The 26213-nt window shown below is 63.0% G+C and carries 24 protein-coding genes; 10 read left to right on the top strand and 14 right to left on the bottom strand.

All coding sequences use genetic code 11. From position 1 onward, the window contains the following. Window positions 1-134 precede the first annotated feature (134 nt). Complete coding sequence (locus HUTA_RS14700) at window positions 135-1724, bottom strand: hypothetical protein (protein ID WP_015790724.1); 1590 nt, start codon at window positions 1722-1724, stop codon at window positions 135-137. After that, complete coding sequence (locus HUTA_RS14695; RefSeq protein WP_143920392.1) at window positions 1721-2956, bottom strand: potassium channel family protein; 1236 nt, start codon at window positions 2954-2956, stop codon at window positions 1721-1723. The genes HUTA_RS14700 and HUTA_RS14695 overlap by 4 nt, the downstream gene beginning before the upstream one ends. A gap of 111 nt (window positions 2957-3067) precedes the next feature. Here HUTA_RS14695 and HUTA_RS14690 point away from each other — a divergent pair, with 111 nt between their 5' ends. Next, the gene (locus HUTA_RS14690) at window positions 3068-4234 is read left to right on the top strand and encodes an NAD-binding protein (protein WP_015790722.1); all 1167 of its coding nucleotides are present in this window, start codon (window positions 3068-3070) and stop codon (window positions 4232-4234) included. Between the two features lie 44 nt (window positions 4235-4278). Here HUTA_RS14690 and HUTA_RS14685 read toward each other — a convergent pair whose 3' ends face one another. The 3 genes from HUTA_RS14685 to HUTA_RS14675 form a co-directional block, all read right to left on the bottom strand. Then, entirely contained in the window at window positions 4279-5808 is a 1530-nt protein-coding gene (locus HUTA_RS14685; RefSeq protein ID WP_015790721.1) for an HPP family protein, read from the bottom strand. 117 nt (window positions 5809-5925) lie between these two features. Continuing rightward, window positions 5926-6768, bottom strand: a complete 843-nt coding sequence (locus HUTA_RS14680) for a DUF63 family protein (RefSeq protein WP_015790720.1) — start codon at window positions 6766-6768, stop codon at window positions 5926-5928. A gap of 263 nt (window positions 6769-7031) precedes the next feature. Next, window positions 7032-8981: a PGF-CTERM sorting domain-containing protein gene (locus tag HUTA_RS14675; protein WP_245529114.1), complete on the bottom strand. Its 1950-nt coding sequence runs from the start codon at window positions 8979-8981 to the stop codon at window positions 7032-7034. A gap of 252 nt (window positions 8982-9233) precedes the next feature. On the opposite strand from HUTA_RS14675, the gene HUTA_RS14670 reads away from it, so the two are divergent. Further along, a complete protein-coding gene (locus tag HUTA_RS14670; protein WP_015790718.1) occupies window positions 9234-10508 on the top strand; it encodes a tRNA (N(6)-L-threonylcarbamoyladenosine(37)-C(2))-methylthiotransferase in 1275 nt (424 codons plus the stop codon). Here HUTA_RS14670 and amrB read toward each other — a convergent pair whose 3' ends face one another. The 4 genes from amrB to HUTA_RS14655 form a co-directional block, all read right to left on the bottom strand. Then, window positions 10509-11360: an AmmeMemoRadiSam system protein B gene (gene amrB, locus HUTA_RS14665; RefSeq protein ID WP_015790717.1), complete on the bottom strand. Its 852-nt coding sequence runs from the start codon at window positions 11358-11360 to the stop codon at window positions 10509-10511. A 141-nt stretch (window positions 11361-11501) separates the two neighbouring features. Beyond that, complete coding sequence (locus HUTA_RS14660; protein WP_015790716.1) at window positions 11502-13250, bottom strand: hypothetical protein; 1749 nt, start codon at window positions 13248-13250, stop codon at window positions 11502-11504. Window positions 13251-13327: 77 nt separating this feature from the next. Beyond that, window positions 13328-13489 (bottom strand): hypothetical protein, encoded by a 162-nt coding sequence (locus HUTA_RS15715; protein WP_015790715.1) that lies wholly within the window; start codon window positions 13487-13489, stop codon window positions 13328-13330. An 80-nt stretch (window positions 13490-13569) separates the two neighbouring features. Continuing rightward, entirely contained in the window at window positions 13570-14547 is a 978-nt protein-coding gene (locus HUTA_RS14655; RefSeq protein ID WP_015790714.1) for an aldo/keto reductase, read from the bottom strand. A 115-nt stretch (window positions 14548-14662) separates the two neighbouring features. Between HUTA_RS14655 and HUTA_RS14650 the strand changes: the two genes are divergently transcribed. From HUTA_RS14650 to HUTA_RS14635, 4 genes are all read left to right on the top strand, one after another. Continuing rightward, window positions 14663-14950 carry a DUF433 domain-containing protein gene (locus tag HUTA_RS14650; protein WP_015790713.1) on the top strand — a complete coding sequence of 96 codons (288 nt, stop codon included), beginning with the start codon at window positions 14663-14665 and terminating at the stop codon, window positions 14948-14950. Beyond that, a complete protein-coding gene (locus tag HUTA_RS14645; RefSeq protein WP_015790712.1) occupies window positions 14947-15282 on the top strand; it encodes a DUF5615 family PIN-like protein in 336 nt (111 codons plus the stop codon). Before HUTA_RS14650 ends, HUTA_RS14645 begins: the two co-directional genes overlap by 4 nt. Window positions 15283-15388: 106 nt before the next feature. Further along, window positions 15389-15928: a winged helix-turn-helix domain-containing protein gene (locus tag HUTA_RS15735; RefSeq protein ID WP_015790711.1), complete on the top strand. Its 540-nt coding sequence runs from the start codon at window positions 15389-15391 to the stop codon at window positions 15926-15928. Then, on the top strand, window positions 15928-16434 hold the full coding sequence (locus HUTA_RS14635; protein WP_015790710.1) for a hypothetical protein: 507 nt from the start codon (window positions 15928-15930) through the stop codon (window positions 16432-16434). Before HUTA_RS15735 ends, HUTA_RS14635 begins: the two co-directional genes overlap by 1 nt. 56 nt (window positions 16435-16490) lie before the next feature. On the opposite strand, the gene HUTA_RS14630 is transcribed toward HUTA_RS14635, so the two are convergent. Continuing rightward, a complete protein-coding gene (locus tag HUTA_RS14630) occupies window positions 16491-17834 on the bottom strand; it encodes an FAD-dependent oxidoreductase (RefSeq protein ID WP_015790709.1) in 1344 nt (447 codons plus the stop codon). Window positions 17835-17976: 142 nt separating this feature from the next. Between HUTA_RS14630 and HUTA_RS14625 the strand changes: the two genes are divergently transcribed. Beyond that, window positions 17977-18189 (top strand): hypothetical protein, encoded by a 213-nt coding sequence (locus tag HUTA_RS14625; protein ID WP_015790708.1) that lies wholly within the window; start codon window positions 17977-17979, stop codon window positions 18187-18189. Window positions 18190-18271: 82 nt separating this feature from the next. Continuing rightward, window positions 18272-19246, top strand: coding sequence for an oxidoreductase (locus HUTA_RS14620; RefSeq protein ID WP_015790707.1), 975 nt, complete (start codon window positions 18272-18274; stop codon window positions 19244-19246). 23 nt (window positions 19247-19269) lie between these two features. Here HUTA_RS14620 and HUTA_RS14615 read toward each other — a convergent pair whose 3' ends face one another. The 4 genes from HUTA_RS14615 to HUTA_RS14600 are packed head-to-tail and all read right to left on the bottom strand — an operon-like array spanning window position 19270 to window position 24360. Further along, window positions 19270-20454: a radical SAM protein gene (locus HUTA_RS14615; protein ID WP_015790706.1), complete on the bottom strand. Its 1185-nt coding sequence runs from the start codon at window positions 20452-20454 to the stop codon at window positions 19270-19272. Window positions 20455-20511: 57 nt separating this feature from the next. Then, window positions 20512-21597, bottom strand: a complete 1086-nt coding sequence (locus HUTA_RS14610; protein WP_015790705.1) for an ABC transporter permease — start codon at window positions 21595-21597, stop codon at window positions 20512-20514. Further along, window positions 21590-23437 carry an ABC transporter permease family protein gene (locus HUTA_RS14605; protein ID WP_015790704.1) on the bottom strand — a complete coding sequence of 616 codons (1848 nt, stop codon included), beginning with the start codon at window positions 23435-23437 and terminating at the stop codon, window positions 21590-21592. Before HUTA_RS14605 ends, HUTA_RS14610 begins: the two co-directional genes overlap by 8 nt. Window positions 23438-23439: 2 nt before the next feature. After that, window positions 23440-24360 carry an ABC transporter ATP-binding protein gene (locus HUTA_RS14600; protein WP_015790703.1) on the bottom strand — a complete coding sequence of 307 codons (921 nt, stop codon included), beginning with the start codon at window positions 24358-24360 and terminating at the stop codon, window positions 23440-23442. A 250-nt stretch (window positions 24361-24610) separates the two neighbouring features. On the opposite strand from HUTA_RS14600, the gene HUTA_RS14595 reads away from it, so the two are divergent. After that, the gene (locus tag HUTA_RS14595; protein ID WP_015790702.1) at window positions 24611-25378 is read left to right on the top strand and encodes an SDR family oxidoreductase; all 768 of its coding nucleotides are present in this window, start codon (window positions 24611-24613) and stop codon (window positions 25376-25378) included. A 54-nt stretch (window positions 25379-25432) separates the two neighbouring features. Then, a complete protein-coding gene (locus tag HUTA_RS14590; protein WP_015790701.1) occupies window positions 25433-26146 on the top strand; it encodes an SDR family oxidoreductase in 714 nt (237 codons plus the stop codon). Window positions 26147-26213: the final 67 nt, after the last annotated feature.

Here is a 26213-nt window from a genome sequence, read left to right as displayed (position 1 = left end):
CTGCATCGCTGAAGACAGCGCACCAACTCTCTGAGCCCCTTCCGTCAGGTAGAACGTCTCGACCGAGTCGTCTACAGTGTAGAATGGCGTTGCAACGTCATGTGAACGCACAGAGGAACCACTTCAGCGAACACTCATTCGGGGCTACGGTCGACGGACCCATTATCGGACGGCTCGGCCGAATCATCGGCCTCCGGATCATCTCCACCAGTATCTTCCTTCCGACTCTCTTGCTCGCCATCGTCGACCTCGTTTTCGCCATCGGTACCGTTCGGTATCTCCTCGCCCTCGGTAGCAACCGCTTCTCCCTCGTCCGCTGTATCGTCCGTCATATCCTTCCCATCGATTTCATCCTCGTGAGCAGCCCGTTCAGTATCCGCCTGCCCCACCTCCGTCGGATCACCCTCAGGAGTCTCACGCCCAGTGTCGACTGTTTGGTCCTCTCCGCTGGCATGGGCCTGCTCGTCCTCCCCACCGGCAGCGACCGCTTGGCCGGCTCTGCCGGTATCGACCGCTTGATTCACGTTTCCAGCACCATCTTCGGATATCGTGCTCGAAGCGTGCTCACCGCCGCCATCCGATGTCCCGGCCGCCTCGATCCGGCGGATAGCGTCCGGCCGGGCGATGACGTACACCGAATCCCCACCCGAGATGACGCGATCGCTGGCCGGTAGTGTCTCGATGTGATCGTTCGGGCCACCGGCGTGAATCGCGATGACGGTGGCCTCGAGCGCTCCGACCGGCACCCCGGCCAGTGGGCTCCCGTCGGCGATCTCGACGACGCCGAGCGTCTCCTCGGCTGCCCGAAGGAGTTCCGTGAGTTCACGATCGGCCCGTTCCTCGACGGGGAGGGTGGCAAGTTTGTATCGGTCGTCGGTCGACAGCTTCGAGGCGTCGGCGGCGTCGATCGCGAGCGTGACGACGTCGCCGGCCGTTCCCCGGACCTCGGCGTTTAGGAGTCGGCGCTTTGGGCCGCGCTCCCACACCTGGACGAGGTCGCCGGCGCTGGCTGCGTAGGCGGGATCGGCGCGGATCGCCATCGCCGCGCTCTCGGGCGGAAGCGTGGGGCCGAGTCCCGCCGCACGGGCGCCGAGACCGAGGTGGGTGACCGTCCCGTCTTCGCCGATCTCGATGTCGACGTGCCCGACGCGGTAGTCCTCCCGCAGACGGCGGGTGAGTCGGTCGCGCAAAGCGTCGACGGTGAGGCCGCGCGGAAAGACGAACGTCTTCCCCTCGAGAGCGGCCTTCGTATCGGCGTCGACGGGATCGTACCCCGGAACGTCGTCGATCTCCGCGGGGAGTTCGACAGTGATGACCCGACCGACGGCCCGAACGACTCGGCTTACCGAATCGTCGAGAGCGACCTGCTCGGTCCCGCCGAGAACAGTCCTTGCCAGATGATCACCTACCGCGATGCCGAGCATGGCCGCGACGGTGCCGACCGCGAGTGCACTCACGTTGAAGGCGGCGGCCCGAACGGTCAGCGGATCGGCCCCGTCCATGACCTGTCCGAGGGCAGTCATCGCGTGGAGGAAGAAGGCGACTGTGGCGAGCGCAATCAGCACTGCCGGCGGGTTCGAAACGCGCTCGCGAGCGTACCACCGATATGCGATGGCGGCGGCTCCGGCCACCGCCGCGGCCAGGACCGCGAGCCCGCCGATCTCCGCAGCGCCAGCCAGCACGGTGCTCGTTCGGACGGAGAACTGCAACGGGACCGCGATCATGCTATCGCCTCCCCGAGTTCGTCGAGCGCGTCACGCGTCCCGACCGCATACAGTTCCGTCCCCGGATCGAGCGAGCAGGTTCCCGGAGGATCGAACTCCCAGCCGCTGCCGTCCCTGGCTGCCAACACGACGACGCCGAACCGATCTCGGAGTCCTGCCGTCCCGAGCGACTGTCCGGTGAGTTCGCTGCCGGCCCGGACGGTGATCCGACGAAACCGCTTGCCGGCCCGCCGAAGCAACGAGATGAGAGCGTACTCCCGGCGAGTCCCCCGTGCCTCGACGATGATCGTCGCCCAATCCGACCGAAGCAGAGCTTCGGCGTCGGTTCGACCGACTGACACAGTGACCTGGCCGTCACCACCCGTCGTCGTCGGTGCCCGGACCGACTGTGGGAGTTGTGGCTCCGTCTCGGGGGCAGCTTCCGCGGCGTCGGCCGGTGTGTTCTGTGAGGGTGAGCCGCCGCCACCGCGTTCTGACCGGCCACTCAACACGGTACCGCGGATCTGAGCGTCTGCAGTCACGACCGTCACAACGTCGCCGCGGGCCAATCCAGTCGGCACCAGAGCGTCGACGGAGACGGCGCGTTTGCCGGACTCGACGCGCTTGGAGAGCCCCGAGAACGGCGGCGCGGCGGCAATGGTCGCGCGGCCGCGCTCGTCGATGGCGACCGAGACGTCCCCGAGGTCGTACTCGTTGGTGAGGCGCTCGGCCAGTCGACGCTCCAGTGCCGGCAAGTCGAGATCCGCCGGAAACGTCCACTCGCCGGCCCGGATCTCCGCCCGGAGATCGTCCGGCAGCGGGGGGTATCCCTCCACGTCGGCCACCTCGCCGGTCACGCGTACCCGAACCTCGTTGCTGCCGACGGATTCGATCAGATCGAGCGCAAGCGTCCGTTCGCCGAGTTTCCGAAGAGAGAGCTTCCGTGGCATCGTCGCGCCGAGGTGGTCGCCCTTGCTGTGGGCGTACAGGACCATCATCATGATCACCAGCAGGGCGACGAGGATCGTCGGCGCGTTGGCCGACCCGGTGATCGATGGATCGGCAAGTGCGAGTAGCCCTCCGTTGACGCCAGCCAGCGCGACACCGAGGACGACGACGCCGAACCCCGGCAGCGTGACGCCGGTGAGATATTTGAACAGGAACCCGAGCACCCAGGCGACCAGCGCCGGGATGATCCCGGTGAGTACACCCAGGTAGACGCCGAACAACAGCGCGACCGGCAGCGATGGCATATACGCTGATGAACGGCCCTCGGTCAAATCAGTACCGGCGACCATCCCGGCCACCCTGGCATGCGTCCGCTGTCCCGGCAGACTTTACTCCCGGCCTGCGGTGTATGGGACATGGACGAGTTCCGGGATTGGTTGGGCCCAAAGCCCGCGATCTATCTGACGTCAGTCGTGGCTGTCCTGTCGGTCGCGACAGGGTTGATCAACGTCGGCGCGGCGTCGATCTCCGGGCCGCTCGCCGAGTTGATCCCGCCGGCTGTCCAGCGGACCGCCGGGTTCACCGGCTCGCTGACCGGCTTTCTCATGCTCGCGTCGGTGTTCGGTCTCCGACGACGACTGCGAATCGCGTGGTTCTCGACGGTTCTGCTGTTGCCCGTGACCGCCTTCCAGGGCCTCGTCCAGTCGGCAGTCGTCTCGGTACCCCTGATCGTCCTCTCGGTGCTGTCGGTGCCGACAGTCCTGTTGAGTTACCGGCGATTCGACCGGAAGATCGATCTATCGCTTTCCCAGCTTGCAGCGCTGGCCGCGCTCCTCGGAACGATGACCTACGGCACTGTCGGCACCTATGCGTTACGCGAGGAGTTCGCGCAGGTCGAAACACTCACTGACGCACTGTACTACACGGTCGTGACGGCCTCGACTGTCGGCTATGGCGACGTAATTCCGTCCAGTTCCGACGGCGCTCGGCTGTTCGCGCTGTCGGTCGTCGTTCTCGGGACGGCGTCGTTCGCGCTCGCCCTCGGCTCGCTGATCGGCCCGATGATCCAGGCCAGATTCGCCCGCGCACTCGGTACGATGACACGCTCACAACTCGACCAGCTCGAGGGTCACGTCCTCGTGCTCGGTTACGGCGACCTCACGGAACCGATTCTCGAAGAACTCCAGTCCGAGACGGACTTTATCGTCGTCACACCCGACGACGACGCGGCGACCGCCCTCGGCAATCGGAACATCAACGCGATCGTCGGCGATCCCAGCGACGACGAACCCCTCCAGCGGGCCGGCATCGACCGCGCCCGTGCGGTGCTGGTGGCGACCAACGACGACGCCCAGGACGCACTCGCAATCCTGACTGCCAGCCAGCTCAATCCGGACGCACGGATCGTCGCCGCCGCCACCGATCGAGAGAACATCGAAAAGCTGCGGCGTGCCGGCGCGGACTCGGTTATCAGCCCGGCAGTGATCGGCGGACATCTCCTCGTCCAGTCAGCGATGGGTGGGGACGGCATGGAATCGATCGCCGATCGATTGCTCGCCGTCGAGAACGAGGACGATCTCTGAGGGGCGGTCTCTGCGCAATTCGTCGCGAGGGCGTGTCGTTGCCGTCACAGCCGATCGTCGACGTAATTGCGATCAACGATCGCGATATCCGTCTCGATATCCTCGAGGCGCTCGAATGTCGGCGGTGAGATGAACCGCGACGTCGGACTCCGATCCTGGCTGGAGCCGATGATGATCAGATCGTACCCAGGGGCGTTCTCCGCGAGAAACGACTGCAGGCCCTCGGCCGCGACACGGGTCTCGATCCGACCGGTAAACGTCTCGACGAGGTCAGCGAGCAACTCTTCGGCCTCCCGACGCTTGCCCTCGGCGTCGATACAATGGCACACGCTGACGTGGCCGGTCCGTCCAGCGAGTCGCGTCGCGAAGTCGATCATGCTGTGTGCAACGCCTTTCGTCCGGGCCGGAACCAGAATCCGCCGCCATCGCGTTCTCCCTGACTGGGATCGATGCACCAGCACGTCAATATCCCCAACGAACAGCTGTTTGACTGTCGGGGAGAGACCGCCGTGGCGTTCCTGATATGGAACGGCGATCAGGTCGCAGTTTGCCTGCTTGGCGGTGCGGGAGATCGTGTCTGCCGGCGAGTCGCCGTCAGCGGCGACGATCACGTCACAGGGGACGCCGACTTTCGTCTCGATACGGGCAGCATCGGTTTCGAGGCGATCCGCCGCGGCCGAAACGGCATGTTTCTCGGCGATATCGTCGAGGGTCTCGGTATCGAAGTCGGCCGCTTCGAGATCATCGCGATCCGCTTGTGTCAAGGGCTGGTCGGTCGAGTTCGCCAGCCACTCCGCATCGCCACTGTAAGTCGCGTCGGTGTCGATGAGTTCGCGTTCGACGCTGGCGACAGCCTCGTCGTCAACGATGTCGAGTAAGACGACCTTCCCTGCGTCGTGTGCGCCAGCGAGTCTCGCAGCGAGCATCGCTGTCGCGTCAGCCTCTTCGGCAAGCAACGGAACGAGAACGCGGTCGTCGCCACGGATCGAATCGTAGAGGAGGTCCGCCCGGTTCTCGTAGACGCCACGACGCCAGGCAACGAAGACACCGGCGACGATCGTCGCGGACAGAAAGACACTCAGGACGTACTCGATCTGTGCCGTCCCAGTGACGTGAACGAGCAGGGCCGTCGAATACGCCGATGCCTCCCGCAAATCAAGTACCCACGTGACAGCACCGGTCAGAAAGAGACCCAGCGCAACCGCCCCCGCGTGGACCTGATACTGCCCCGGCGGTACCTGATACCAGTAGCGAGCCGTCACGGCGAGCGCGACCCAGCCACACAGCGCGCCAGCTGTCAGGCCACCGATGAACCGACGTGGGGCGGACGCGGGACTCTCCGGGTTCGTGAACAGTGAATACGAACCGGAAGCAAGCGGCGGGAACAAGAGATACGGGAGTACGGCAAGGGAGTTCGAGAGATACGTCACCACACCCATCAACAGCGGGATCGCGAACAGTACCGACAGGTGGACGAGATTCCGTGTGTGTTCGACCCAGCGACGGAAGGCTCCAGCCTGCTGACGCAAGCGCCGCCGGAGTCCACGATAGGCCGAGCCTGCGCGCCCACTCATTTGTGGTAGCTATCTCGTCCGTGTATGAAAACTCATCCGATTCGATCACTCTCCACCCAAGCACTGGTCCCACGTCATCGATCCGGGCCACCGTTAGCCCGCCACGCGACGTGGTGATTAACCGAGCGTGAACAGGACGAAATTGTTCACCGCCGGGCCGGCACCGACGGCCGTGATGATGACGAGCAAGAGGTGCCCGCGGGCCGGGCGCTCCTCGATGTATTCGGCGAAGGTGATGATGACCAACGTGGCCAGGAGGACCTTGACAAGCAAGAACAGCCATCCGGAGCCCAGATAGGGGGCTGTCGGGAGCGAGCCCGCAACGTCCATGATCATCGCCGGGATCGGCGTTCGTTCGCCGCCTTCCAGAACGTCCTTGCCGATCATCGTAATCACGCCGTCGAATGTATGCGCGAACAGGACAACTGCGCCGGCGATCCCGGTCCGTGCGACGACGCCCGTCCAGCGGAGACTCACCAGGAAGTATATGACTGCCGTGAGCGCAAGCGAGATGAGGAACGCGACGGTTGGCCAGAGTGGCGTAAACGACAGCCCTGGACCGATCCCCTGCCAGACCATCGCCCCGAGAAAGACGATCAGGACACCGACACCAGTCGCGCCGAGATACGTCACGACACGATCCAGCTTGCCGATAGCTGTCCCGAGCAGGATCAACAACAGCCAGACGGCGGCGACGACGACGTACGTCGTCACGTAGACGGCGGGAGCACCGAACAGTGGCCCTACCCACTCCGGATACAGTCCAGGCGGCTGCGGTATCTGATAGAAGCCGTGAGCCATCCCCCCGATTGCCATCCACGGAAGTAATGCCAGGACGTGCAGTTTCCCCACCGGGGGTTCAAACCCCAACAACAGAAGTGTCGTCAAAAGGGTCCCGAGCCCAAGTACCAACAGATATGGGAGCGCCGGAACGACGAGCCCACTTGGAAGGAGTGCCATATGTTGTCTGACTTAGGCATCCGTGGAAAACGTTGCGGTCCGGGCGTGTCTCCTCACTCAGCCGTATTCTCTGCCGAGTCGATATATCCGAACGCGATACAGAGCAGTCTGTGGCTGATTTATCCCAACTTCGAACAGATCCAACAGCCAGCTGACGCGGCTGCAGTCCATCGGATCGAGCAATGACTGAGGAAGGGGCAGTAATGCAAGTGTCCGAGAATCTCCAGACAGAAAACCGAAAACCGTCGGAACGAGATGAGACGTCAGTTGCGACGCGATCCGATCAGCGCGACCGCGATGAGGGCAACGACGCTGACGGCAATCCCGAACCCGGGGCCACCGGTCGTAGTCGAGTCAGGGGCTTGCTCGGTCGTTTCCGTCTCGCCCTCGTTCGTGTCTGCCGTCGTCTCCGTCTCTCCATCGGTCATTTCGTCGGTCGGTTCGTCAGTCGAATCATCAGATGAGGATTCGGTCGTTTCCGTGTCTTCGTCGGTCTGCGTCCCGTCGTCGGACTGCTGACTGTCGTCGTCCGCCATCGGCAGCAGCATCGACGTTTCCGTGCCCGAGTCGCCAACCATCACAGACTGCGACTGGGTCTCCCACTCGCCGGGGAGGTAGATGGTCGTCTCCTCGGTGATCATCTCGTGTTCTCGGAGCGTCGCCTCGTCGGGATTATCGGAGTCGACCATGTTCTCCATACGGAGGTACGTCGTCGGGGTCTCATCTTCCGCATCGACGTAGATCTGTTGCATCGAGCCGGCGGCCACCTCTTCATCCATCAGCGACGTGAGCGCCGAGAGGTTGCCGAACTCGGCGTACCCGTCGGCAGTCACGAGTGTTTCATTGACCGAGACGTCGAACTGTGAGCCGACGAACTCGGCCGCGCTGAGTCGTGCGAACGGATTCATCTCTATCCCCGTCATCGACGAGGATTGCTGGAAACTCTGCTCGAAGCTCTGGAGGGTCTGATCGAGCATGTCCTCCTGATGGACCAGGAACGAGCCGTCCATCACGACCTGCTCGCCCTCAGTCGCCGCGTCGAAGCTGAACTGCTGGGTACCGATCGCCGGCAGATCGCGGGCGTTCCGTTCACTCACGTACGCTTGCCAGTTCTCGGTCCGCTGTTGCATCGAGGCGTCTGCCTGCACAGCACCATCGGATGTCGTCGACACGGTGACGTCCCAGGTTCCAGTCTGTGAGAGATCTGCCGCCTCCATGGCGGCGAACTGTTTTTCGAATTGCTCGGACTGGTTTTCGAGCATACCGCTGTCGTCGGCACGTGCAACGGCGTCCATGTACGCGAGAGCCAGCTGGTCGTACCCATCAACAGAGACGTTCCAGCTCGCAGCTCCGGAGCCCTGGTTGATCTCGACGTCAACGGCCACTCGCTCGATCGCGACGTCGTCGAGCTGGACATCGAGATCCTCAGTGGTGGTCTCACCGAATGCGCCGCTCTGTGCGAGGGACTCGAGCAGCCCCTGGCGGAGGAAGTCGTGGATACCACGCAGTTCGACGGTATATTCCACGTCGAGATGGCCACCGGAATCGCCCGACTCGAAGTTGTACGAGTCCATCGTGAAGTCGGCGGACCCGTTGACCATCTGTGCGACCATCATGAACTGCCCTTCGAGTGTCTGGACCGCTTTCTCGCGGGTGTTCCATTGCTCTGCGGCGAACGAGCTGACGTTGTAGGACTGGCTGACCTCGAGAACGTGGCCCTGGTCAGTCGCCTGGAGGTCAAGGGAGTGTTCCTGGGCCTCCATGCCGGTCATCGCCGACCATTCGGCGCTGCCCTGCGTCTCGAAGGACGACCCGGTCATCGTGGCCGAGCCGGCGGTCGTGAACTGGTCGAACATCATCGCAAGCTGCTGGGAGTCCTCCGGGAGGGCGACGGTCGTTTGGAGGTCCATATCGGCTCGCGAGTTTTCGGCCGAGGTCTCACTGTCGACGGTCACGTCCAGTGACTGGAGAGTTTCAGGCCGTGGCATCGCGAGCGAACCCGACGCGTTGACCTGCGACTGGTTGGCGGCCATGCTGAACGCGCCTGTCACGTTCGTCTCGACCGGCTGCTGGAAGCTTCCAAACACAAGCCCGTCGGAGACGTTCATGCCGAACTCGCCAGCAGTCTCAGCAGCACTCCCACCGTGCGATGCCAGTATGACGCTCCCATCGTCACTGACATACGCTTCGTCGGCGGAGTCCGTATCGTTCATTGGCGGTACGCCTGGGTCCCCATTGTCCGCAGCCGCGACGGCGGTGCCAGCGAGTACACACGCCGCGACCACTATCAGGACGGCAAGGTTTCGTTTCGTCATCGTTGCGTCTAGGTGTACTGTAATCGGCCCAATAATTGTTACGACACGATACCTGGGGAGAAACAACGTGTAAACAATTACCAATCAAGGCTGCCTGAGGCCACCGCTTTCGCCGTCCTTTTGACTCCCGGACCGTAGTCATAGCTACGGATGGCCCGCTATCACATCGAAACGTATGGGTGTACGTCCAATCGGGGCGAGAGCCAGGCCATCGAGCGGCGGCTCCGCCAGGGCGGCCACTATCCTGTCGATGACCCTTCGCGGGCCGACGTCGCGATCCTCAACACCTGCACTGTCGTCGAGAAGACCGAACGGAACATGCTTCGACGGGCAGCGGAACTCGACGAGGAAACGCCAGCCGACCTCGTGATCACCGGTTGTATGGCACTCGCCCAGGGCGAGGCGTTCGACGATGCCGCCGTCGACGCCGAAATCCTCCACTGGGACGAGGTTGCCGAGTACGTCCGGAACGGCGAGTGTCCGACTGCGACGCCGGACACCGACGTTGTGCTCGACGACGTGACCGGTATTCTCCCGATCGCTCGTGGGTGTCTATCGGATTGCTCGTATTGTATCACCAAGCAGGCGACCGGGACGATCGACTCCCCACCGGTCGAAGAGAACGTCCAGAAGGCCCGGGAACTCTTAGACGCTGGCGCGCGCGAACTCCGGATCACCGGGCAGGACACCGGTGTGTACGGCCTCGAAAACGGCGAGCGAAAGCTCCCGGAACTGCTCACCCGCATCTGTGAGCTCCCGGGCGAGTTCCGCGTCCGAGTCGGCATGGCGAACCCGAAGGGCGTCTACGGCATGCACGAGGAACTCGCCGACGTCTTCGCCGAACACGACGAACTCTACAATTTCCTACATGCGCCGGTTCAGTCAGGCAGCGACGATGTCCTCGTGGACATGCGCCGCCGTCACCGGACGCCGGAATTCAAGGAGATCGTCGCGGCCTTTGACGAAAGACTGGAGTACTGGACGCTCGCGACCGACTTCATCGTCGGCTTCCCGACCGAAACCGACGCGGACTTCCAGCAGTCGCTGGACCTGCTCCGCGACGTCGAACCCGAGAAGGTCAACGTAACACGCTTCTCGAAGCGTCCAGGGACGGACGCCGCCGAGCTGGACGGCCTCGGCGGGACGATCAAGAAGGAGCGGTCCTCGGCGATGACCGACCTGAAGATGGACGTCGTCGGGGCGGCCCACGACGCGATGGTCGGCGAGGAGCACACGGTGTTGCTGACCCAGGACGGCACCGAGGACTCGCTGGTTGGCTACGACGAGGCCCACCGCCAGGTCGCCATCCCGGAGGCCGAATCGATGGGGCTGGAGTTGGGGGACTTCGTCGACGTCGAGATCACCGGTCACAACACCGTCTACGCGCTCGGCGAACCGATCCGCGCCGTCGCGAAGACGGCCTGATCAGACTTCGTCGTCGACTCCACCACGGACGGCGACCGACGCATACCCGACTACTTCGTCTCGCGAGCCGGCGGTGTCGCCGCTGGTGGCGTGTGCGAGCACGTCGACCTGACTGTCAGCACCACTCGCCCAGAGCATCGCGGCGATGGCCCCGTAGCCACACACCGACAGTCCCTCACGCTCGACGGTCTCGATCAGCCCCGCCGGATCGGTCGCGTCGATCCGATCCAGCGCCAGTTCGTCACGCCCGATCGCCGTATCGTGTGGCTCGTAGTGGGTGAAGTCACTCGAGGCGATCACGACCGCCCCCTCGCCGGCATGTGTTTCGAGGACGTCACCGAGTGCTTGGGCCACGTCGGCATCCTGTCGTCGGAGGGAGATCGGGAGTACCGCAAAATCGTCGTAGAGGTGTTGCAGGAAGGGGAGTTGGACCTCAGCGGCGTGCTCGCTCGCGTGGGCACGGTCATCAACACTTGCGTCGGTTTCGGCGACAGTTCGATCGCGGAGGCCGTTGTCGATCGGAACTGAGCCCAGCGGCGTTCGCCACTCGTCGTCGCCGGGAACGGCAACGGCAGCACCGACGCCCGTGTGATTCGGCCCAATGATGACGACTGTCTCAGGCGTCCCCGACTTTGCGAGCGCCGCGTAGCTGTGGGCGGCGAGTGGACCGGAGAACGGCAGGCCGGCATGTGGCGCGACGAGTCCAGTGATAGCTGGCGGGCCGGCCGTCGCCGTCGGTACCGACCCAGGCCCGATTTCGTGAGTGAAGGCGGCTTCGATCTGCTCGCGGAGGGATGGTTCGGTGCGGACGTAAAACCGACCGGCGACCGCGGGGTGGCGGGTGCTAGCCATCTCGCTCACCTCCGGCCGGTCCGTCGGGACAATGCAACCCGGTGATAGCAATGTGTCGCTGTATCATACGAGCCAATACAACCGCCAGTAGTTCAACGTTTGTGAGAAATCTCGAAACGGTGTCAAACAGCCCGGATGCGTTCAGGGGCTACTTTCGTTACCCAAGACTCGTTCGTCGTCCGGTGCGACGATCTGGGTGTCCTGGCCGCGTTCGACCGGGATACGATCGACGATGTCGCCGTTCTCGTCAGTGATGAGGACGTAGTAGAGGATGTTCTCGTCGTCCGGTGCCGGTTCGACATCGGTCCCGTTCTCGCCGGGTGTGAGGTCGCTATCGTCGATGTCGCCGCGGAGGAACTTCCGGATCGCCGCGTCATCATTGAGTTCGATCGCATTGTTGGCATCGGCGTTGACGAAGACGCTACGGGTCACGTCTGTGAAGTCGACCGGCGCGACCTTGATGTGCCACCAGAGGTCGCCGTCGACAGTCACCGGTACTGGCTCAGTGACCACGAAGTTATCTCCCCAACCAGTCTGGGAATCTGCGTTCCGGGCCATTCCCATCGCTTTTTCTGGCCCCGTCAGCGTCTCCTCGTCGGTGCCGAAGTAGGTGTACTCGCCGGTGTCGGCGTCGGCGAACCACACCTCGTCGAGGCCGCGGGTGTCCTCGCCGTAGGGTTCCATGGCCGTGACGTAGGACATCTGCTCGCCCTCGAGATCGATCACGAACGGCTGTTCGTTGTCGGCACCCTCCGGCAGATGAGCGACCTCAATTTGTCCCTCGTGTGCGCCGATGACCGGCATCTGATTGATGATTCCTTCGCGGTACCCGAGCGAACCCGTCTCCGAGCGCGTCAACGTCATCGGATAGAGGCGCTGGCCATCGAGAATCTCGTTCGCCTGTGCCTCCTCAGGTGTGAGATGTTCGATGGTGCCGTCGGGATGGACCAGGGCCCCGCCGTTCCACTTCGGCGTCGTGTGCGGGAACGGAAGGAGGTGCCACTCGTGGCCCGTCTTCGGGTAGTACAGATACGGCGTGCCGTCGTGGCTGAACTCGACGGCATCGTCGTTGTACTTCGAGAAGAACCCGCCGAGTTTGACGTTCCACCGTGCCGACCGGTGCAGCCACATCCCTTCGCCGTACGTGAAGTCTTCTTCGTAGACGTTGATCTGTTGGGCGTCCATCGACGTCATGTTGGCGACGAGGACGCCGCGCTGGTTGTCCAGTAGCTTGTTCCGGGCGCCGTCCGGTTCGATGGGATAGGACCACGCCAGCGAGCCGTCTTCCTGTCTGGCGATATCGCTCGTCCCGAGACGGTGCGTTCGGTAGGACACCGACCCGCGGGTCGTCACGTCCGAGACTTCACGCGGAATAACACGCGGGTTGTTCGCATTGGCCTGTGGGAACTCTTCTACCTCGGTCGCGTCGGCCATCGTCTGTTGGGCCAGCGTTCGCTGTTCGAGTGCCGCCGCCGGCACGCTCACGAGGATCGAGAGCACGAACAGTATGCTGAGGACGCCGCCGAAAATCCGGAGTTTTCGCATCGCCGATCCACCACCCACGACAATCCCGTCGACTGACGTCTGGTCGTCCTCGAACAGCATCGAGACAAGGTTCGATTCTCGTTTCGCACGTTCGAGTCGCCAGGGCGGGTAAAACCACAGTATCAGCGCCGTGACGGTGCCACCGCCAATCAGGACCAGTCCGGAGGGAGAGAACAGCGCGGCGTAGACCACACCGTGGACCAACGGCCGGACCAGGAAGGCGATGCCGACGATGATTGCCAGTATCACCACTCGTTTTCCCAGGAAGTACGGGAGCGGGGATCCGGACGACGGGGCATCCACGTCGGACCCATCGTCGTCACCGGAAATGTCGATTTCAGCCATATGTCCCTGACACGGCCGGTTCGATTAAATACTATGGGTTGTCCGGATCGTCGAGTTCTTCCTTACCGGGATTCCGATTACTCCCGTCGAACACGCGGCGGTTCGGCCTCATCTGAGAGAAAGATGCTGTCGGCGTCGGGATCGAAGTACACTTCCAGCGCGCGAAGCGCGCCAGCGTACGCCGAAACCATGATGAACGCGAACACGAACACGGCAGGGAGGACGAACTGCAGGACCATACGTCGATCCAGAGTCGGATCTCTGAAATAACTTGATATCTCGACCACGCCGTACGCCGTGGTCCCACGCCTCGAAACGATTACTCGTGCCCGGAAACCGGAACTGGCTCGTACGGTTCTTCCAGATAGGCCTGATCGGATTCGCTGAGGTCGATCTCCAGGGCTTCGACGGCGTCTTCGAGATGCTCGACGCTCGTCGTGCCGACGATCGGCGCGTCGACGGCGTCCTGATGGAGCAGCCACGCCAGCGCGATCTGAGCCATCGTCACGCCGTAGTCGGCAGCGAGTTCGGCGACGCGTTCGTTGATCTCGCGGCCACCACCCTCGAAGTAGGGGTGTTCGCGGGCGTAGTCGTCGGTCTCGCCGCGCGTCGTCGCGTCGAATTCCTCGTGTGGCCGGGTGAGATAGCCACGCGCCAGCGGACTCCAGGGAATGACGCCGACTCCCTCCCGTTCACAGAGCGGGAGCATCTCGCGTTCCTCCTCGCGGTACAGCAAGTTGTAGTGGTTCTGCATCGTCTGGAAGCGCTCGAGTCCCTCGCGCTCGCTGGTCGCCAGGGCGTCGGCGAACTGGTGGGCCCACATCGAGGAGGTGCCGACGTGACGGGCCTGCCCGCGGCGGACGGCGGCGTCGAGGGCGGCGAGGGTCTCGTCGATCGGCGTGTCGTAATCCCAGCGGTGGGTCTGATAGAGGTCGACCGTCTCCATCCCGAGTCGGTCGAGGCTGTTTGCGAGTTCCTGCTCGATGGCCTTCCGGGAGAGTCCGCCCGAGTTCGGGTTGTCGTCGTCCATCTGGAAGAACCCCTTCGTGGCCACGACCTGCTCGTCACGGTCGTACTCGGAAAGGACGTTCCCGAGGACGCGCTCGGACTCGCCCAAGGAGTACATGTTGGCCGTATCGAAGAAGTTGATTCCAAGGTCGATCGCGCGCTCGATGATTTCGCGACTCCCCTCCTCGTCGAGGACCCACTCGCGCCAGTCGCTGCTCCCGAAGCTCATACAGCCGAGACAGATCCGGCTGACCTCCATACCAGTCGAGCCGAGGGTCGTGTACTCCATGGCCGGGGCAGGTCCGGCGAAGAGAAAAGGGTTCGGTCGTGGAGACCCGGGTGACAGTCGACTGAGACAGCTTCCCGACCAGACTTTATTAGCGATCACGGCCTACAATGACACAATGAGTGAAATCGTGACGACGGCTGACGTGCTTGATGGTGCTCCCCGTATCGAGGGGAGACGCATTGGCGTCCACCACATCGCCAAACGAATCATTGACGCCGGTGAGTCCACGGAACAGGTCGCTGCTGACTACGACCTTGACATCGCTGATGTCCACCGCGCTCTCGTCTACTACTACGACCACCCGGACGAAATGCGCGAGGTGCAGACGAATTCCGTCTCGGACGATCTCACTGTCGTTCGCGGTCCGGACGATCTCGACGAAGAGGCACAGCAACAGGCATGAGGGTGCTGGCTGACGAACACATTCCGCCAGCGTACGTTTCTGCGCTCCGGGGCGAAGGACACGATATCGTGACCGTCGGTGACGAGATTGCACTGGGTGCAGAGGATACGACGCTGTTGGCATATGCCCGTGAGACAGATCGAGTAATCTTGAGTGAAGACACAGACTTCCGGGGAGCCGATCCTGAACGCAAGGTCGGGGACCATCCCGGCGTCCTCGCGTGTGACACGGCCGCGACGCCAGGAGAGATTGCCACAGCAGTTCGACGGATCGAAGCGTTTGCCGACGGTCTCATGGGCACTGTCTTTTTCGTGCCGGGCAATTGGCTGTGAATGTGTTCAGTTACTCCATTGGGACCTACAGTGAAATTCGGCCAGAGATTTGTATATTTTACCGAGGCCAAATTATTTGAACGAGCGGCGGCAACCACGCATAGAGATGGGCGAATCGGATCAGCGAACGTGGACGGAGACGCTCAGTGGCCGTGAGCGCGTGCGCCGAGTCGCCGAGACGCTGGAGGGGGCGACACCGGTGGGGGAAATCGCCGACAGGGCGGACGTCTCCCGGGCGACGGCCGACGACGAACTCGAACAGCTTGCGGACGACGACTGGGTCAGTGAAACGACAGTCGAGGGGACCAAAGCGTACGATCTGAACCCTGTCCGCCTGCTCTTCGACGAGGTGACGGACCGCATTGACGAGCATTCGCGGGAGGAACTCGAATCACAGCTCGCCGAGTTGACCGAGGAGCGAGAACAGTTAGCGGCGGAGTTCGATGCCGACTCGCTGTCGGAATTTCGGGATCAGCTGGCGGAGGCGGAATTGAGTGCGGCGGAGATACGCGAGCGTCGCAACGTCATCGAGACCTGGAAAGCCATCGAGACGGAACAGCGGCTCGTCAGGCACGCCCTCCAGTTGTACGACGACGTTGTCGAACTGTCTTCACCACGGACTGACGTTCCCTCCACCTTCGCATAATGGTCGTCTTTCTCGCAAACCGAGGGAACCTCCAGAGCAAGCGCCTCCACGATCGGATCCACAATCGACTCGACGGCGAACTTACCGACGTGCGACGGCGGCGAACCGAACCGCGAGATGCTGGCCAGTACCGCGTGATCGGTGAGGTGGATCCTCGGCAATTTCTCGACGATCCAGACTATCCCGCAACGACGGCACGGATCGAAGTCGGGTTCCGTCTCCGGACGGGCGACCCGTCCGAACACTACTGGTGCAACTGGATCGAACCGGATCGCGACCTACTGGTCGGGTGGCATCAGGACGACACGCACGACGATCTCGGCCCCGTCCACGTTCAGGTGAATGACGGATCGAGGACTGTCGAGCACAGACCGGCCCGGTTTCTCGATACGCATCCACTGGACATACTCGAACGTCGGCTCGACGCGTTGTCCGATCTCGTCATTGCTGTCGAATGGGATGATGGACGGCCAGTCGGTTTAGACACCGCCGTCGAGTCGCTCTGACTCTTGGAGAAGTGGTGAGCGTCCACGGATAGCGCGAAACGGTCCCTGAAACAGCTCTATTCGGCCGACCCGCGCGGGAAGTTCCCGATCGTCGCCTCGCGGAAGGAGTCCTCGTCGAAGTCGACGTCGAGCCACTCGCTCAGCTGTTCGGCGTCGCGCATCGCGTTCTTCAGACACGTCGAGGCACCGGGCGAAGGAGTGACGTTGAAGATCACGTCATCGCCGGTGATCTTGGCCTCGCCCATGTCCAGGGACTTCGTCTCCGTGTTGACGATCTGTGGGCGGACGCCGCCGTACCCCTTCGCGCGCTCGATGTCACTCGCTTCGACGGTTGGGACAACTTTCTGGACGTGCGGGAGGAAGGCCCGCTTGCCGACGGCCGGCAGGTCATAGAGCAGGTTCTCGAGGACGTACGGCAACAGCGTCCGATCGGCGAGGATGTTCGCGTAGCTGAGGAACGAGTCCGGCGAGAGTTCGAAAACGTCGAAGAAGTCGGCGACCGTCGAGAGCCGCCCGCGTTCCAGGGCGGGCACGACCTTCGCCGTCGGGCCGAAGCGTGTCAGTCCCTGGTCGTGGACCTCGGCGTCGCCGTGGACCGCCGCGAAGGGAAGTTTTGCCATCTGGAGGGTGTAGACCTTGCCGTTGAGCAGCCCCTCCTCGGCGACAAAGAAACTCCCGGCGACCGGGAGCAGCGACATGTGTTCGCCATAGCCCATCTCCTTGGCGATCTGGAGACTGTGGGAGCCAGCGGCGACGATTGTTGCGTCGCTCTGGTACCAGCCACGTTCGGTCTCGACCAGGAACTCCTCGTCGGTCTCGTTGACCGACTCGACTTCGGTTCCCGTGAAGACATCGACGCCTTCCTCGCCCTCGACTTCGCGGACGAAGTCCGTCGCGAGTTCGCCGTAATCAACCGTGTAGCCGTCGGGCGTCTGGAGGGCGAGCATGTCGGTGTCGGGCTCGCGGCCTTCGACGACTTTCGGTTCGATCTCCGCGATCTCCTCGCGACCGATCGCGTCGAGTTTCGGGAAGAGGTCGCCAAAGCCCTTCTCGTGATAGCGATCATCGAGACGGTCGACTTCCTCGTCACCCACCGCAAGGGCCATCTTGCTCCGCTTTGCGTGCATCTCTCGGTCGGAATCGTTGGCTTCGAGATAGCCAGCGACCATCTCGGCCCCCTCCTTGACTTCCTCGGCCTTCTCCAGGGAGTAATTCGTCTCGATGTCCCCGAAGTGGAGCGTCTGAGAGTTGTTCGTATGGTGGGAGTTGATCGCCGCGATTTCCGGTTCTTTCTCGAAGAGTGCGACCGACTCGAGGTCGGTGAATTTCGAGACGGTATACAGCAGTGATGCGCCACTGATACCCCCGCCGACGATGATCAGGTCGTATTCGCCTTGCATGATAGAAGTGTCCACACGGACGGGTCACGGACACTTGAGTTATCTGGCCGGGGAAGCCACTGCCTCGACACCGATTTGCGGATTGCTGTGACTGGCGGGTGCGACGACAGACACTTATCGGCGATCTGCCTACAGTGCAATCATGCCAGAATATCCGATCGTCGTTCGGGAGATCGGTGGTCAAAATCGACTCGGCGTCGAGAAGGCCGACGATCTGGAGGCGGACGTCCGCGAGATCGTGACAGACGGATACGAACAGATCGACGTCGCGCAGCGAGACGACGGCGACGTCATCGGCACGGTCGTGGCCGGTGACGACCGGCAGAAGATCGTAGACGTCCGCTGGGACGCATAGGCGGACCGATTCGACCGAATGTGATCAGAGCGAATCCGCCTGTGGCGGCGATCCACTTATCGGCGTGACAGCCGTTCGGTACATGATGAGTTCCGAAACATGGGGTCCGGAGGCGATGGGCGACCAGTCGGAGAAGACTGTCGTCGTCACGGGAGCCAACAGCGGGATCGGTTTCGAGGTGACGAAAGCGTTCGCCGAGAATGGTGCTCGCGTGGTCATGGCCTGCCGAAGCCTCGACCGCGGGAACGCGGCCAGTGAGGAGATCCGTGCCGCCGTGGCCGATCCGTCGCTTTCGGTCATGGAACTCGATTTGGCCGATCTGGATTCGGTGCGGTCATTCGCTGAGACGTTTCGAACGGAGTATTCGGATCTGCACGTCCTGTCTAACAACGCCGGCGTGATGGCGATCCCACGGAGCGAGACCGAGGACGGATTTGAGACGCAGTTCGGCGTCAACCACCTCGGCCACTTCGCGCTCACGGGCCTCCTTCTCGACCGCCTTCGGGAGACTGCAGGCGAGACGCGGATCGTCACGCAGAGCAGTGGCCTCCACGAACGTGGGGAGATCGACTTCGCTGACCTTCACGGCGAACAATCCTACGACCGGTTCGACGCCTACGCCCAGTCGAAACTCGCGAACGTGCTGTTCGCCTACGAACTCGACCGGCGACTCCGGGCGGCAAATGCGGAGGTCACGAGCGTCGCTTGCCATCCTGGGTTCGCCGCGACGAACCTCCAGCGTCGGGGTCCCGAACTCGCTGGGTCGAAACTCCGGCTGTGGATGATGAAGCTCGCGAATGCGGTGTTCGCCCAGTCCGCAGCCACGGGAGCACTCCCGATGCTGATGGCTGGGACCGACGCCGACGTCGCTGGCGGGGAATACGTCGGCCCGGGCGGGTTGATGAACATGCGCGGTGCTCCCGTGATCCAACGATCAAGTGACCGATCGTACGACGACGAACTTGCCAGGCAACTCTGGGACGTCTCGGTCGATCTCACTGGGGTTTCATACGATTTGCCAGATCCCCAGGCACCGGATGCTACGTCTGCGAACTGATCGGCGGGGCCCTACCGCGACGATCATGTGGCGTCATCCACCCGCTCGACCCACGGACACAGCGGGTCGCTCGCGAGCGGATTGCCTGTGACAGCATGGGCACGTGACCGGGAACCGCCACAGACGTCTAAATAGTCACAGCGCGAACAGGAGCCGACGAACTGCTCAGTGTCCCGGAGTCGCCGGAACAGGTCGGCATTGCGGTAGATGTCCACCAGGCTCCGGTCCGTGACGTTCCCACCGCGCTGCGGGAGAAATCCCGACGGGTAGACCTCGCCCTCGTAGCTGACGAACACGAAGCCCTTGCCCGCCCGCGTCGAGCCGACGCGGACCCCCTCGCTTGATTCGCGACGTTCGAATTCGTCGGCGACCCGCCGATAGTGCGGTGCTTCGACGGTGATCACTCGATACGGGGCATCGCGGCCACGTCGATAGAGCCACTCCATCACGTCAACCGTCCGGCCTGGATCGAGCTGGGCCAGTTCCTCGCCGCGGCCGATGGGGACGAGGAAGAACACCTCCCACATTGCGGCGTCGAACGCTTCGACCATGGCGGCGATCTCGGGCAGATACTCGACGGTGTTCGCCGTGACGGTCGTGTTGATCTGGATCTCCATCCCGGCCTCCCGAGCCTGCCGGGCAGCCTGCTCGACGCGGGCGAACGATCCCTCCTCGCCGCGGAACTCGTCGTGGGCTTCCGGGGTTGCCCCGTCCAGTGAGAGCGCGATCCGCTCGACGCCAGCGTCGGCGAGTTTGCCGATCACGGCCTCGGTCAGATTGTCCGTCGGCGCGGGGGTGACGGCTGTCGTGACGTCACGATCAGCGGCGTGATCCAGCAACTCGAAGAGATCGGGGCGCTCCAGGGGGTCACCACCGGAGAAGACGAGAATTGGCTGTGGCCGACCGAAATCAGTGATGGAATCGATGAATGCTCTCCCTTCCTCGATCGACAGTTCCGCTGGATCACGCTCGGGTTGGGCCTCTGCCCGGCAATGATCACATTCGAGTTCGCAGGCTTGGGTGACTTCCCAGGTGACGATCAACGGTCGCTCGTCGTAGTTCCGGGTTCCAAGATGACCGCCCGGATGGCCCGAATCCGTCGTCCCCGGGGAGCCACCGTCGTGACCCGGGGCCGACGATCCAGGATGGCCGCCGGGGTGGCCTGCTTCCGGTGACTGGCCATCACCGTGTGGGTGGTCCTCGGTCATTCGTCTCAACGGATCGTCGTCCCAGATGGGCAAAAGCCCACGGACGATTCTCACCGGTCAGAATCGTTCGGGGTCGATTCGTGTCACGTACCGGCGCATCGTGGCATAGCCGACGACCGCAGCCACAGCCACGCCAGCGACGGTCGCGGTCGTCACCGTCGTTGCGCTCCCGACCGCGAGCTTCGCGGCGACGGTCGCTAAGTGTTCGGGCAACAGCGCGAGTGCGCCGAACGCGCCGATGACCAGCACCGAATACAGAAGCTGTGCTTGCTGTCGCTTCCCAGTCAACAGACCGAGGACGATCCCGAAGACGACGACGAGCACGGCGGTGGCCGCCACCAGGAGTACGAGTGCCGGGACGTTCCGGATCGCAATGCCGTTGGCACCCAGCAATACGATCCAGAGGATCGCCTGGAGCGGTGCCAGGATCGCCATGCCGAGTGCCTTGCCGTCGACGATATCACTCAGAGAGACCGGCGCGACCCGCAGGAGTTCGAGCGTGCCGCGTTCGATCTCCTCGGTGATCGCGTCGACGGCGATCGACCCGCTGATGAACGGCGGCAAGAACAGCAGGAGGGGAACGAGCACCGTGTAGGTGAACCCGAAGTACGGACTCGAACTCGTCTCCGCTGGAAGCGAGACGGGTGGCGATTCGAGGAACTCGCTTCGGTCGATCCGCTCGGTCCGTTCGAGCTCCTCCAGGACGGACCTGAGCTGGACGATCACGAGCGTCGATTCGATGCTCCCCTGGGGAACGGTGGCCGTCACCTGTATCTGCCCGTCGACAGTCTCGGCATGTAATACCCCCTGGACGGACCGATCCTGGAAGCGCTCCATCGCCTGGTCCTTGCTGGTATAGGGCGTGAGTTCGATCCCGTCGACGGCTGCCGCCGCGTCTTCGAGTTCCGCCGTCACGTCACCGGAGACACCCACGTCGATCCCGCTGGCCTCAACGGAGCCAGGATCGTACAGCGACGTCAGCCCGACGACGAGAAACGACGAGAACGCAGCGATGAATAGCTGGATGATGAGCGCAAGGACGATCGTCTTCTCCCGGGAGAGCGAGGCGATGTCCCGGCGAGCGATCGTCAGTCGGCTGTCTGCCAGGAGCGATCCGTTCGCTTCGGCGTTTTGATCAGACAAGGAAACTCACCACCGTGAGGTTGTACGCTAGATGGATCATGATCGCGAGAACGAGTCCGACGGCGTATCCACGACGACTCCGAACCGCACCGAGAGCCGAGATCGTCGCCGTCACCGCATGTAGCGCAAACGGCGCGAGCAGGAGGCCGAGGGCAAGCAGCGGTGAGACGCCGTACTCCGCGCCCCCAGTCGTCAAGGCTGCCTGCTGTACGTCGGGCAGATCGGAGCCGAGCAACTGCGCGATGAGGCCGAGTTTCTCCGCGAGGAAGAACCCGAGTCCCGACAGCGATCCGACGAGGACAGCACTCGCAACTGTGCGTTCGTACTTCCGGTGGACGAATCCCGCGTAGATGTGGATGCTCTTGGCGATCTCCTCGATGACGGCGACAGCGACCAGCACGAAAAAGACCGCCACCTCGGGCGCGCCGAGCCATATCGGATAGGCCATCGCGACGGCGACCAGTTCGGTCACGAGGATGAACGGCAACAGGATGATCGACAGCTTCGCCGCGCTCGTCGGCCGTTTGATCCGGCCGGAAAGCGAGTCGAGGACTTTCAGCGGAACCGGCCGCTGGGTGAACATGTCCTCCTCGCGGTACAGGCCGGCACCCAGTCCGAAGAGGACACCCGCCGTCAACAGCGGCGGGAGCGTCGAGAACACGAACTCGACGAGGCCGATCGCCTGGCCCTGGATATCCCGGACGACGATCGTCAGCGGCGAGATGAGGGCGATCGGTGTCACGTCGGTGAAAATCGCGGGGACGAACGCGTAACTCGTCAGTGAGACCGTGATCGTGACCGTCAGGAACGTGAGTTCCTTGAACGACCGGGCGAACATTCCCGCGAGGAACGTCGCCCCGAGAAAGAGCAACACGAGCGGGATCACTGCCAGTATCGAGACGAACCCGCTCGCCCCGTCTGCAGCAAACACGACCAGACCGGCAGTTAGCAGTACTTCGAAAATCATCGCGCCGAGGAAGTACGGCAGCGTCTTCCCGGCGATGATATCACCTCGCGTGACCGGCGAGACGAGCATGAGTTCCCCACGGCGATTGAGTCGCTCGCTGAGTATCGAACTCCCGTAGGCCTGGATCACGAAGTTCAGCGGCAGGACGAACACGAACGCCAGCACGAGCGAGCCAAACGGGAACGGCGGCGCAAGGTCCGATGGTGATCCGGTCGTACTCCCGCCCCCGAGACTCCCGGCAAACCCGCCGAGGCCGCCGGGGAGCCCACCGCCGCCGCTGTCCGTGCTATCGCCCGTAGTACCACCAGTACCGGGCCCGCCCGTGCCCGGGCTGTCACCGCCCGTGTCGCCGTTCGTTCCCGTGTCGCCCCCATCGGACGTCCCACCGTTGGGACTTCCGTCATCGGTTCCTGACGGCCCAAGCGACCCACGATCGACGGGGTCAGTCGTCACCGAAACCGGATAGGCGGCAGTCTGGTTTTTCTCCTGGTCCATCAGCCAGTCGTTATACGCCTGTACCGAACTTCGCAACTCGGTCAGTGCAGCGTTTCCTTTCGGGGAGTCGGCAACGTCGACGACAGATGATCCCTCGATCAGCAGTTCGACCTGCCCCGAGGAGACGCCGTCGCGAGTCGGGGGCTCGACGGCAAACGTCGGATCGCGGTCGACGACACCGTAATAGGGGCTCGTCTCGTCGACGCCGACGCGATACAGGCCGGCATCGAGTGCAACGCCCTGACTGGCGATCAGCGGGGCGAGCGCGCCGAGAACGACGATGGCACCGATCGTTACAGCCGCAGTCCGGCGGTCGATCCCGCCGGCGTTCTTCGTTACCTCCCACCAGCCGATCCGGAGTACCTTCTTGAGACGCACGCTTACTCACCCGGATCGACGGTCCCCGTCCCCGTCGTCCCGGTCGCGGCGGCCTGGGCGGGTTCGTCGGCGACGTTCAAGAATACTTCTTCGAGACTCGCCTCTTCGGTCCGGATGTCGACGACCTCGCCCCCGCGTTCGGCGGCGTCTTCACGGGTCGCTTCGACCTCGCCCATCGAATTCACGCTTCGGACGTATCGGCCATTCTGCTGTTCGCTCCCCGGAAGTTCGATCGTCGTATAGACGTGATAGGTCGTCTCACCGTGTTCTTCTCGAAGGGTCTCCAGGGGACCGCGGGCCACGATCGATCCCTGGTTCATGATCGCGACGCGATCACAGATGCTCTCGACGTGATACAGGTTGTGCGCACTGAAGACGATCGTCTTACCCGCCTCGGCGAGTTCGGTTGTGAAGTCGATGATGAAGTTCGTCGTCAGCGGGTCGAGACCGCTCGCGGGTTCGTCGTAGACCAACACGTCGGGATCGTTGATCAGCGATCTGGCGATGGCGACTTTGCGTTTCATCCCCTTGGACATGTCACCCAACGGCCGATCGCGGTGCTGGAGATCCAGTCTGTCGAGCGTGTCGTGGATGCGCGTGATCGCCTGGTTTTCGGGTACATCGTAGAGGTCGGCGAAGAAGGTGAGATAGGAGATGGGCGTCATCTCCTCGTAGAGCGGCGATTCCTCGGGGAGAAACCCCAGGCGTCGTCGCATCGCTGAATCGTCGGCAGCGAGCCCGGCGATCTGGACGTCGCCGGCGGTCGGTTCGATCAGGCCGGCGAGCATCTTCAGCGTCGTCGTCTTGCCCGCGCCGTTCGGGCCGATGATACCGAACACCTCCCCGCGGTCGACGGAAAACGTACTCCCCTCAACGGCGGCAAAGCCGCCGTACTCCTTGCGAAGGTCCCGAACCTCGATCATTCATCCACCCCTTGCGGTCGGACGAACCTATATGTTGGCTCCGCGGATCAAATCTGATAGCTCGATTGGCTTGGATTCGGGAGTTCGACCGCGACAGACCATCGAGGAGGCCGTACTCTTCCCTGACCCGAACAAAGAGCGTCTGAAACTGGAATTTAGCTCCCAAGATATGTAAATGATGGTGTGTTTCCCGAGTACTGAGACTGTGGACGCGTTGATTATATGATTGGAGGTGTAAGCGGAGACCGTAATGACACAGTATGACTTCGAAGGCCGCGTCGCGGCCATCACCGGTGCCGCATCTGGAATCGGCCGAGAGACAGCGATTCAGTTCGCCGAGAACGGCGCCGCGGTCGTGGTTGCGGACGTCGACGACGCCGGTGAGGATGTCGTCGCCGAGATCGAGGAGGCTGGCGGTGACGCCGTCTTTGTGCATACGGACGTAACAAGTATGGACGACGTCGAGACGATGGTCGAGACGGCCGTCGAGGAGTTCGGTCAACTCGATTACGCGGTCAACAGCGCGGGCGTCGGTGGCGACCAGGTCCCGACTGGCGACGTCGAGGAGGACGGATTCGAGCGCACCATCGACATCAACCTGAACGGTGTCTGGCGCTCGATGAAGGCCGAACTCGGTGCGATGACCGACCAGGACGACGGCGGTGTCATCATCAACATGGCCTCGGTCCTCGGGAAAGTTGGCTTCGAGAACTCTGCAGCGTACGTCTCCTCGAAACACGGTGTACTCGGACTGACGAAAACGTCCGCCTGGGAATACGCCGAGGAAGGGGTCCGGGTCAACGCGGTCTGTCCCGGGTTCATCGAGACCCAGATGCTGGACGACGCCGGGATCACGACCAACGAGGACGTTCGCGACTGGATCGCCGGGATGCACTCCGAAGGTCGCCTCGGCCAGCCCGAGGAGATCGCCGACGCCGTCCTGTGGCTGTGTTCGGACGGTGCCTCCTTCACCAACGGCGAGGCACTCACCGTCGACAGCGGCTTCACGGTAAAGTAACGGCGTCGAGACTCGCGGGGCAGTTTTTATCGGTGAAACGCGCCAACGGTCGGTATGGCAATCAGTTTCGATTTCAGTGACCACGTCGTGCTAGTGACCGGTGCAGGCGGTGCGCTCGGGAGTGCAACGGCCGAGGCATTCCTCGACGCGGGCGCAACCGTGTGTGCCGCGGACGTGATCGCCCCGTCCGCTGATGGCTATCTGCTTGCCGCTGAGCAGGAAGGTCTCCAGACCTACCAGGCTGATTTCACCGACGAGCCAGCCGTCCAGGCGCTCGTCGAAACGATCCTCGCCGATCATGGGCGGCTAGACGCGCTGGTGTGCGTCGCGGGGACCTGGCAAGGGGGCAATCCTGTCGACAAAACCGGGACTGACACGTTCGATGTTCTCGTCGATGTGAACCTCCGAACGGCGTTTCTCGCCACGAAACACGCCCTCCCACACCTGCGGGAAACGGGGGGTTCAATCGTCACCGTTTCCTCGAAGTCCTCACTCGAAGGCGGGAGCGGTGACGCCCTCTACCGTGCCTCGAAGGCCGGTGTTCGATTGCTCACCGAATCGATCGCTGTCGAGAACGAAGGGACGGTCAGGGCGAACGCCATCCTTCCGGACGTGATCGATACACCGGCGAATCGCGACATGATGCCGGATGCGAATCACGACGAATGGGTCGATCCCGCCGACATCGCCGACGTGATTCAGTTCCTCTGCAGCGAGGCAGCGGCCCCGGTCAACGGTGGATCGATCCCCGTCTCTGGCCAGACCTGACCACACTATTAGATATTCAGAAAGCAAATAGGAATGTCGGCACCTGCAGTGAATCTGCCCGATTGTG

The sequence above is a fragment of the Halorhabdus utahensis DSM 12940 genome, from assembly GCF_000023945.1.
GTDB lineage: Archaea > Halobacteriota > Halobacteria > Halobacteriales > Haloarculaceae > Halorhabdus > Halorhabdus utahensis.
This window is presented reverse-complemented; position numbering and strand designations above follow the sequence as displayed.

Coding starts and splice junctions, on each gene's coding strand:
- HUTA_RS14700 (WP_015790724.1), bottom strand. CDS start 1,724: ATGATCGCGGTCCCGTTGCAGTTCTCCGTCCGAACGAGCACCGTGCTG.
- HUTA_RS14695 (WP_143920392.1), bottom strand. CDS start 2,956: ATGCCATCGCTGCCGGTCGCGCTGTTGTTCGGCGTCTACCTGGGTGTA.
- HUTA_RS14690 (WP_015790722.1), top strand. CDS start 3,068: ATGGACGAGTTCCGGGATTGGTTGGGCCCAAAGCCCGCGATCTATCTG.
- HUTA_RS14685 (WP_015790721.1), bottom strand. CDS start 5,808: ATGAGTGGGCGCGCAGGCTCGGCCTATCGTGGACTCCGGCGGCGCTTG.
- HUTA_RS14680 (WP_015790720.1), bottom strand. CDS start 6,768: ATGGCACTCCTTCCAAGTGGGCTCGTCGTTCCGGCGCTCCCATATCTG.
- HUTA_RS14675 (WP_245529114.1), bottom strand. CDS start 8,981: ATGAACGATACGGACTCCGCCGACGAAGCGTATGTCAGTGACGATGGG.
- HUTA_RS14670 (WP_015790718.1), top strand. CDS start 9,234: ATGGCCCGCTATCACATCGAAACGTATGGGTGTACGTCCAATCGGGGC.
- amrB (WP_015790717.1), bottom strand. CDS start 11,360: ATGGCTAGCACCCGCCACCCCGCGGTCGCCGGTCGGTTTTACGTCCGC.
- HUTA_RS14660 (WP_015790716.1), bottom strand. CDS start 13,250: ATGGCTGAAATCGACATTTCCGGTGACGACGATGGGTCCGACGTGGAT.
- HUTA_RS15715 (WP_015790715.1), bottom strand. CDS start 13,489: ATGGTCCTGCAGTTCGTCCTCCCTGCCGTGTTCGTGTTCGCGTTCATC.
- HUTA_RS14655 (WP_015790714.1), bottom strand. CDS start 14,547: ATGGAGTACACGACCCTCGGCTCGACTGGTATGGAGGTCAGCCGGATC.
- HUTA_RS14650 (WP_015790713.1), top strand. CDS start 14,663: ATGAGTGAAATCGTGACGACGGCTGACGTGCTTGATGGTGCTCCCCGT.
- HUTA_RS14645 (WP_015790712.1), top strand. CDS start 14,947: ATGAGGGTGCTGGCTGACGAACACATTCCGCCAGCGTACGTTTCTGCG.
- HUTA_RS15735 (WP_015790711.1), top strand. CDS start 15,389: ATGGGCGAATCGGATCAGCGAACGTGGACGGAGACGCTCAGTGGCCGT.
- HUTA_RS14635 (WP_015790710.1), top strand. CDS start 15,928: ATGGTCGTCTTTCTCGCAAACCGAGGGAACCTCCAGAGCAAGCGCCTC.
- HUTA_RS14630 (WP_015790709.1), bottom strand. CDS start 17,834: ATGCAAGGCGAATACGACCTGATCATCGTCGGCGGGGGTATCAGTGGC.
- HUTA_RS14625 (WP_015790708.1), top strand. CDS start 17,977: ATGCCAGAATATCCGATCGTCGTTCGGGAGATCGGTGGTCAAAATCGA.
- HUTA_RS14620 (WP_015790707.1), top strand. CDS start 18,272: ATGATGAGTTCCGAAACATGGGGTCCGGAGGCGATGGGCGACCAGTCG.
- HUTA_RS14615 (WP_015790706.1), bottom strand. CDS start 20,454: ATGACCGAGGACCACCCACACGGTGATGGCCAGTCACCGGAAGCAGGC.
- HUTA_RS14600 (WP_015790703.1), bottom strand. CDS start 24,360: ATGATCGAGGTTCGGGACCTTCGCAAGGAGTACGGCGGCTTTGCCGCC.
- HUTA_RS14595 (WP_015790702.1), top strand. CDS start 24,611: ATGACACAGTATGACTTCGAAGGCCGCGTCGCGGCCATCACCGGTGCC.
- HUTA_RS14590 (WP_015790701.1), top strand. CDS start 25,433: ATGGCAATCAGTTTCGATTTCAGTGACCACGTCGTGCTAGTGACCGGT.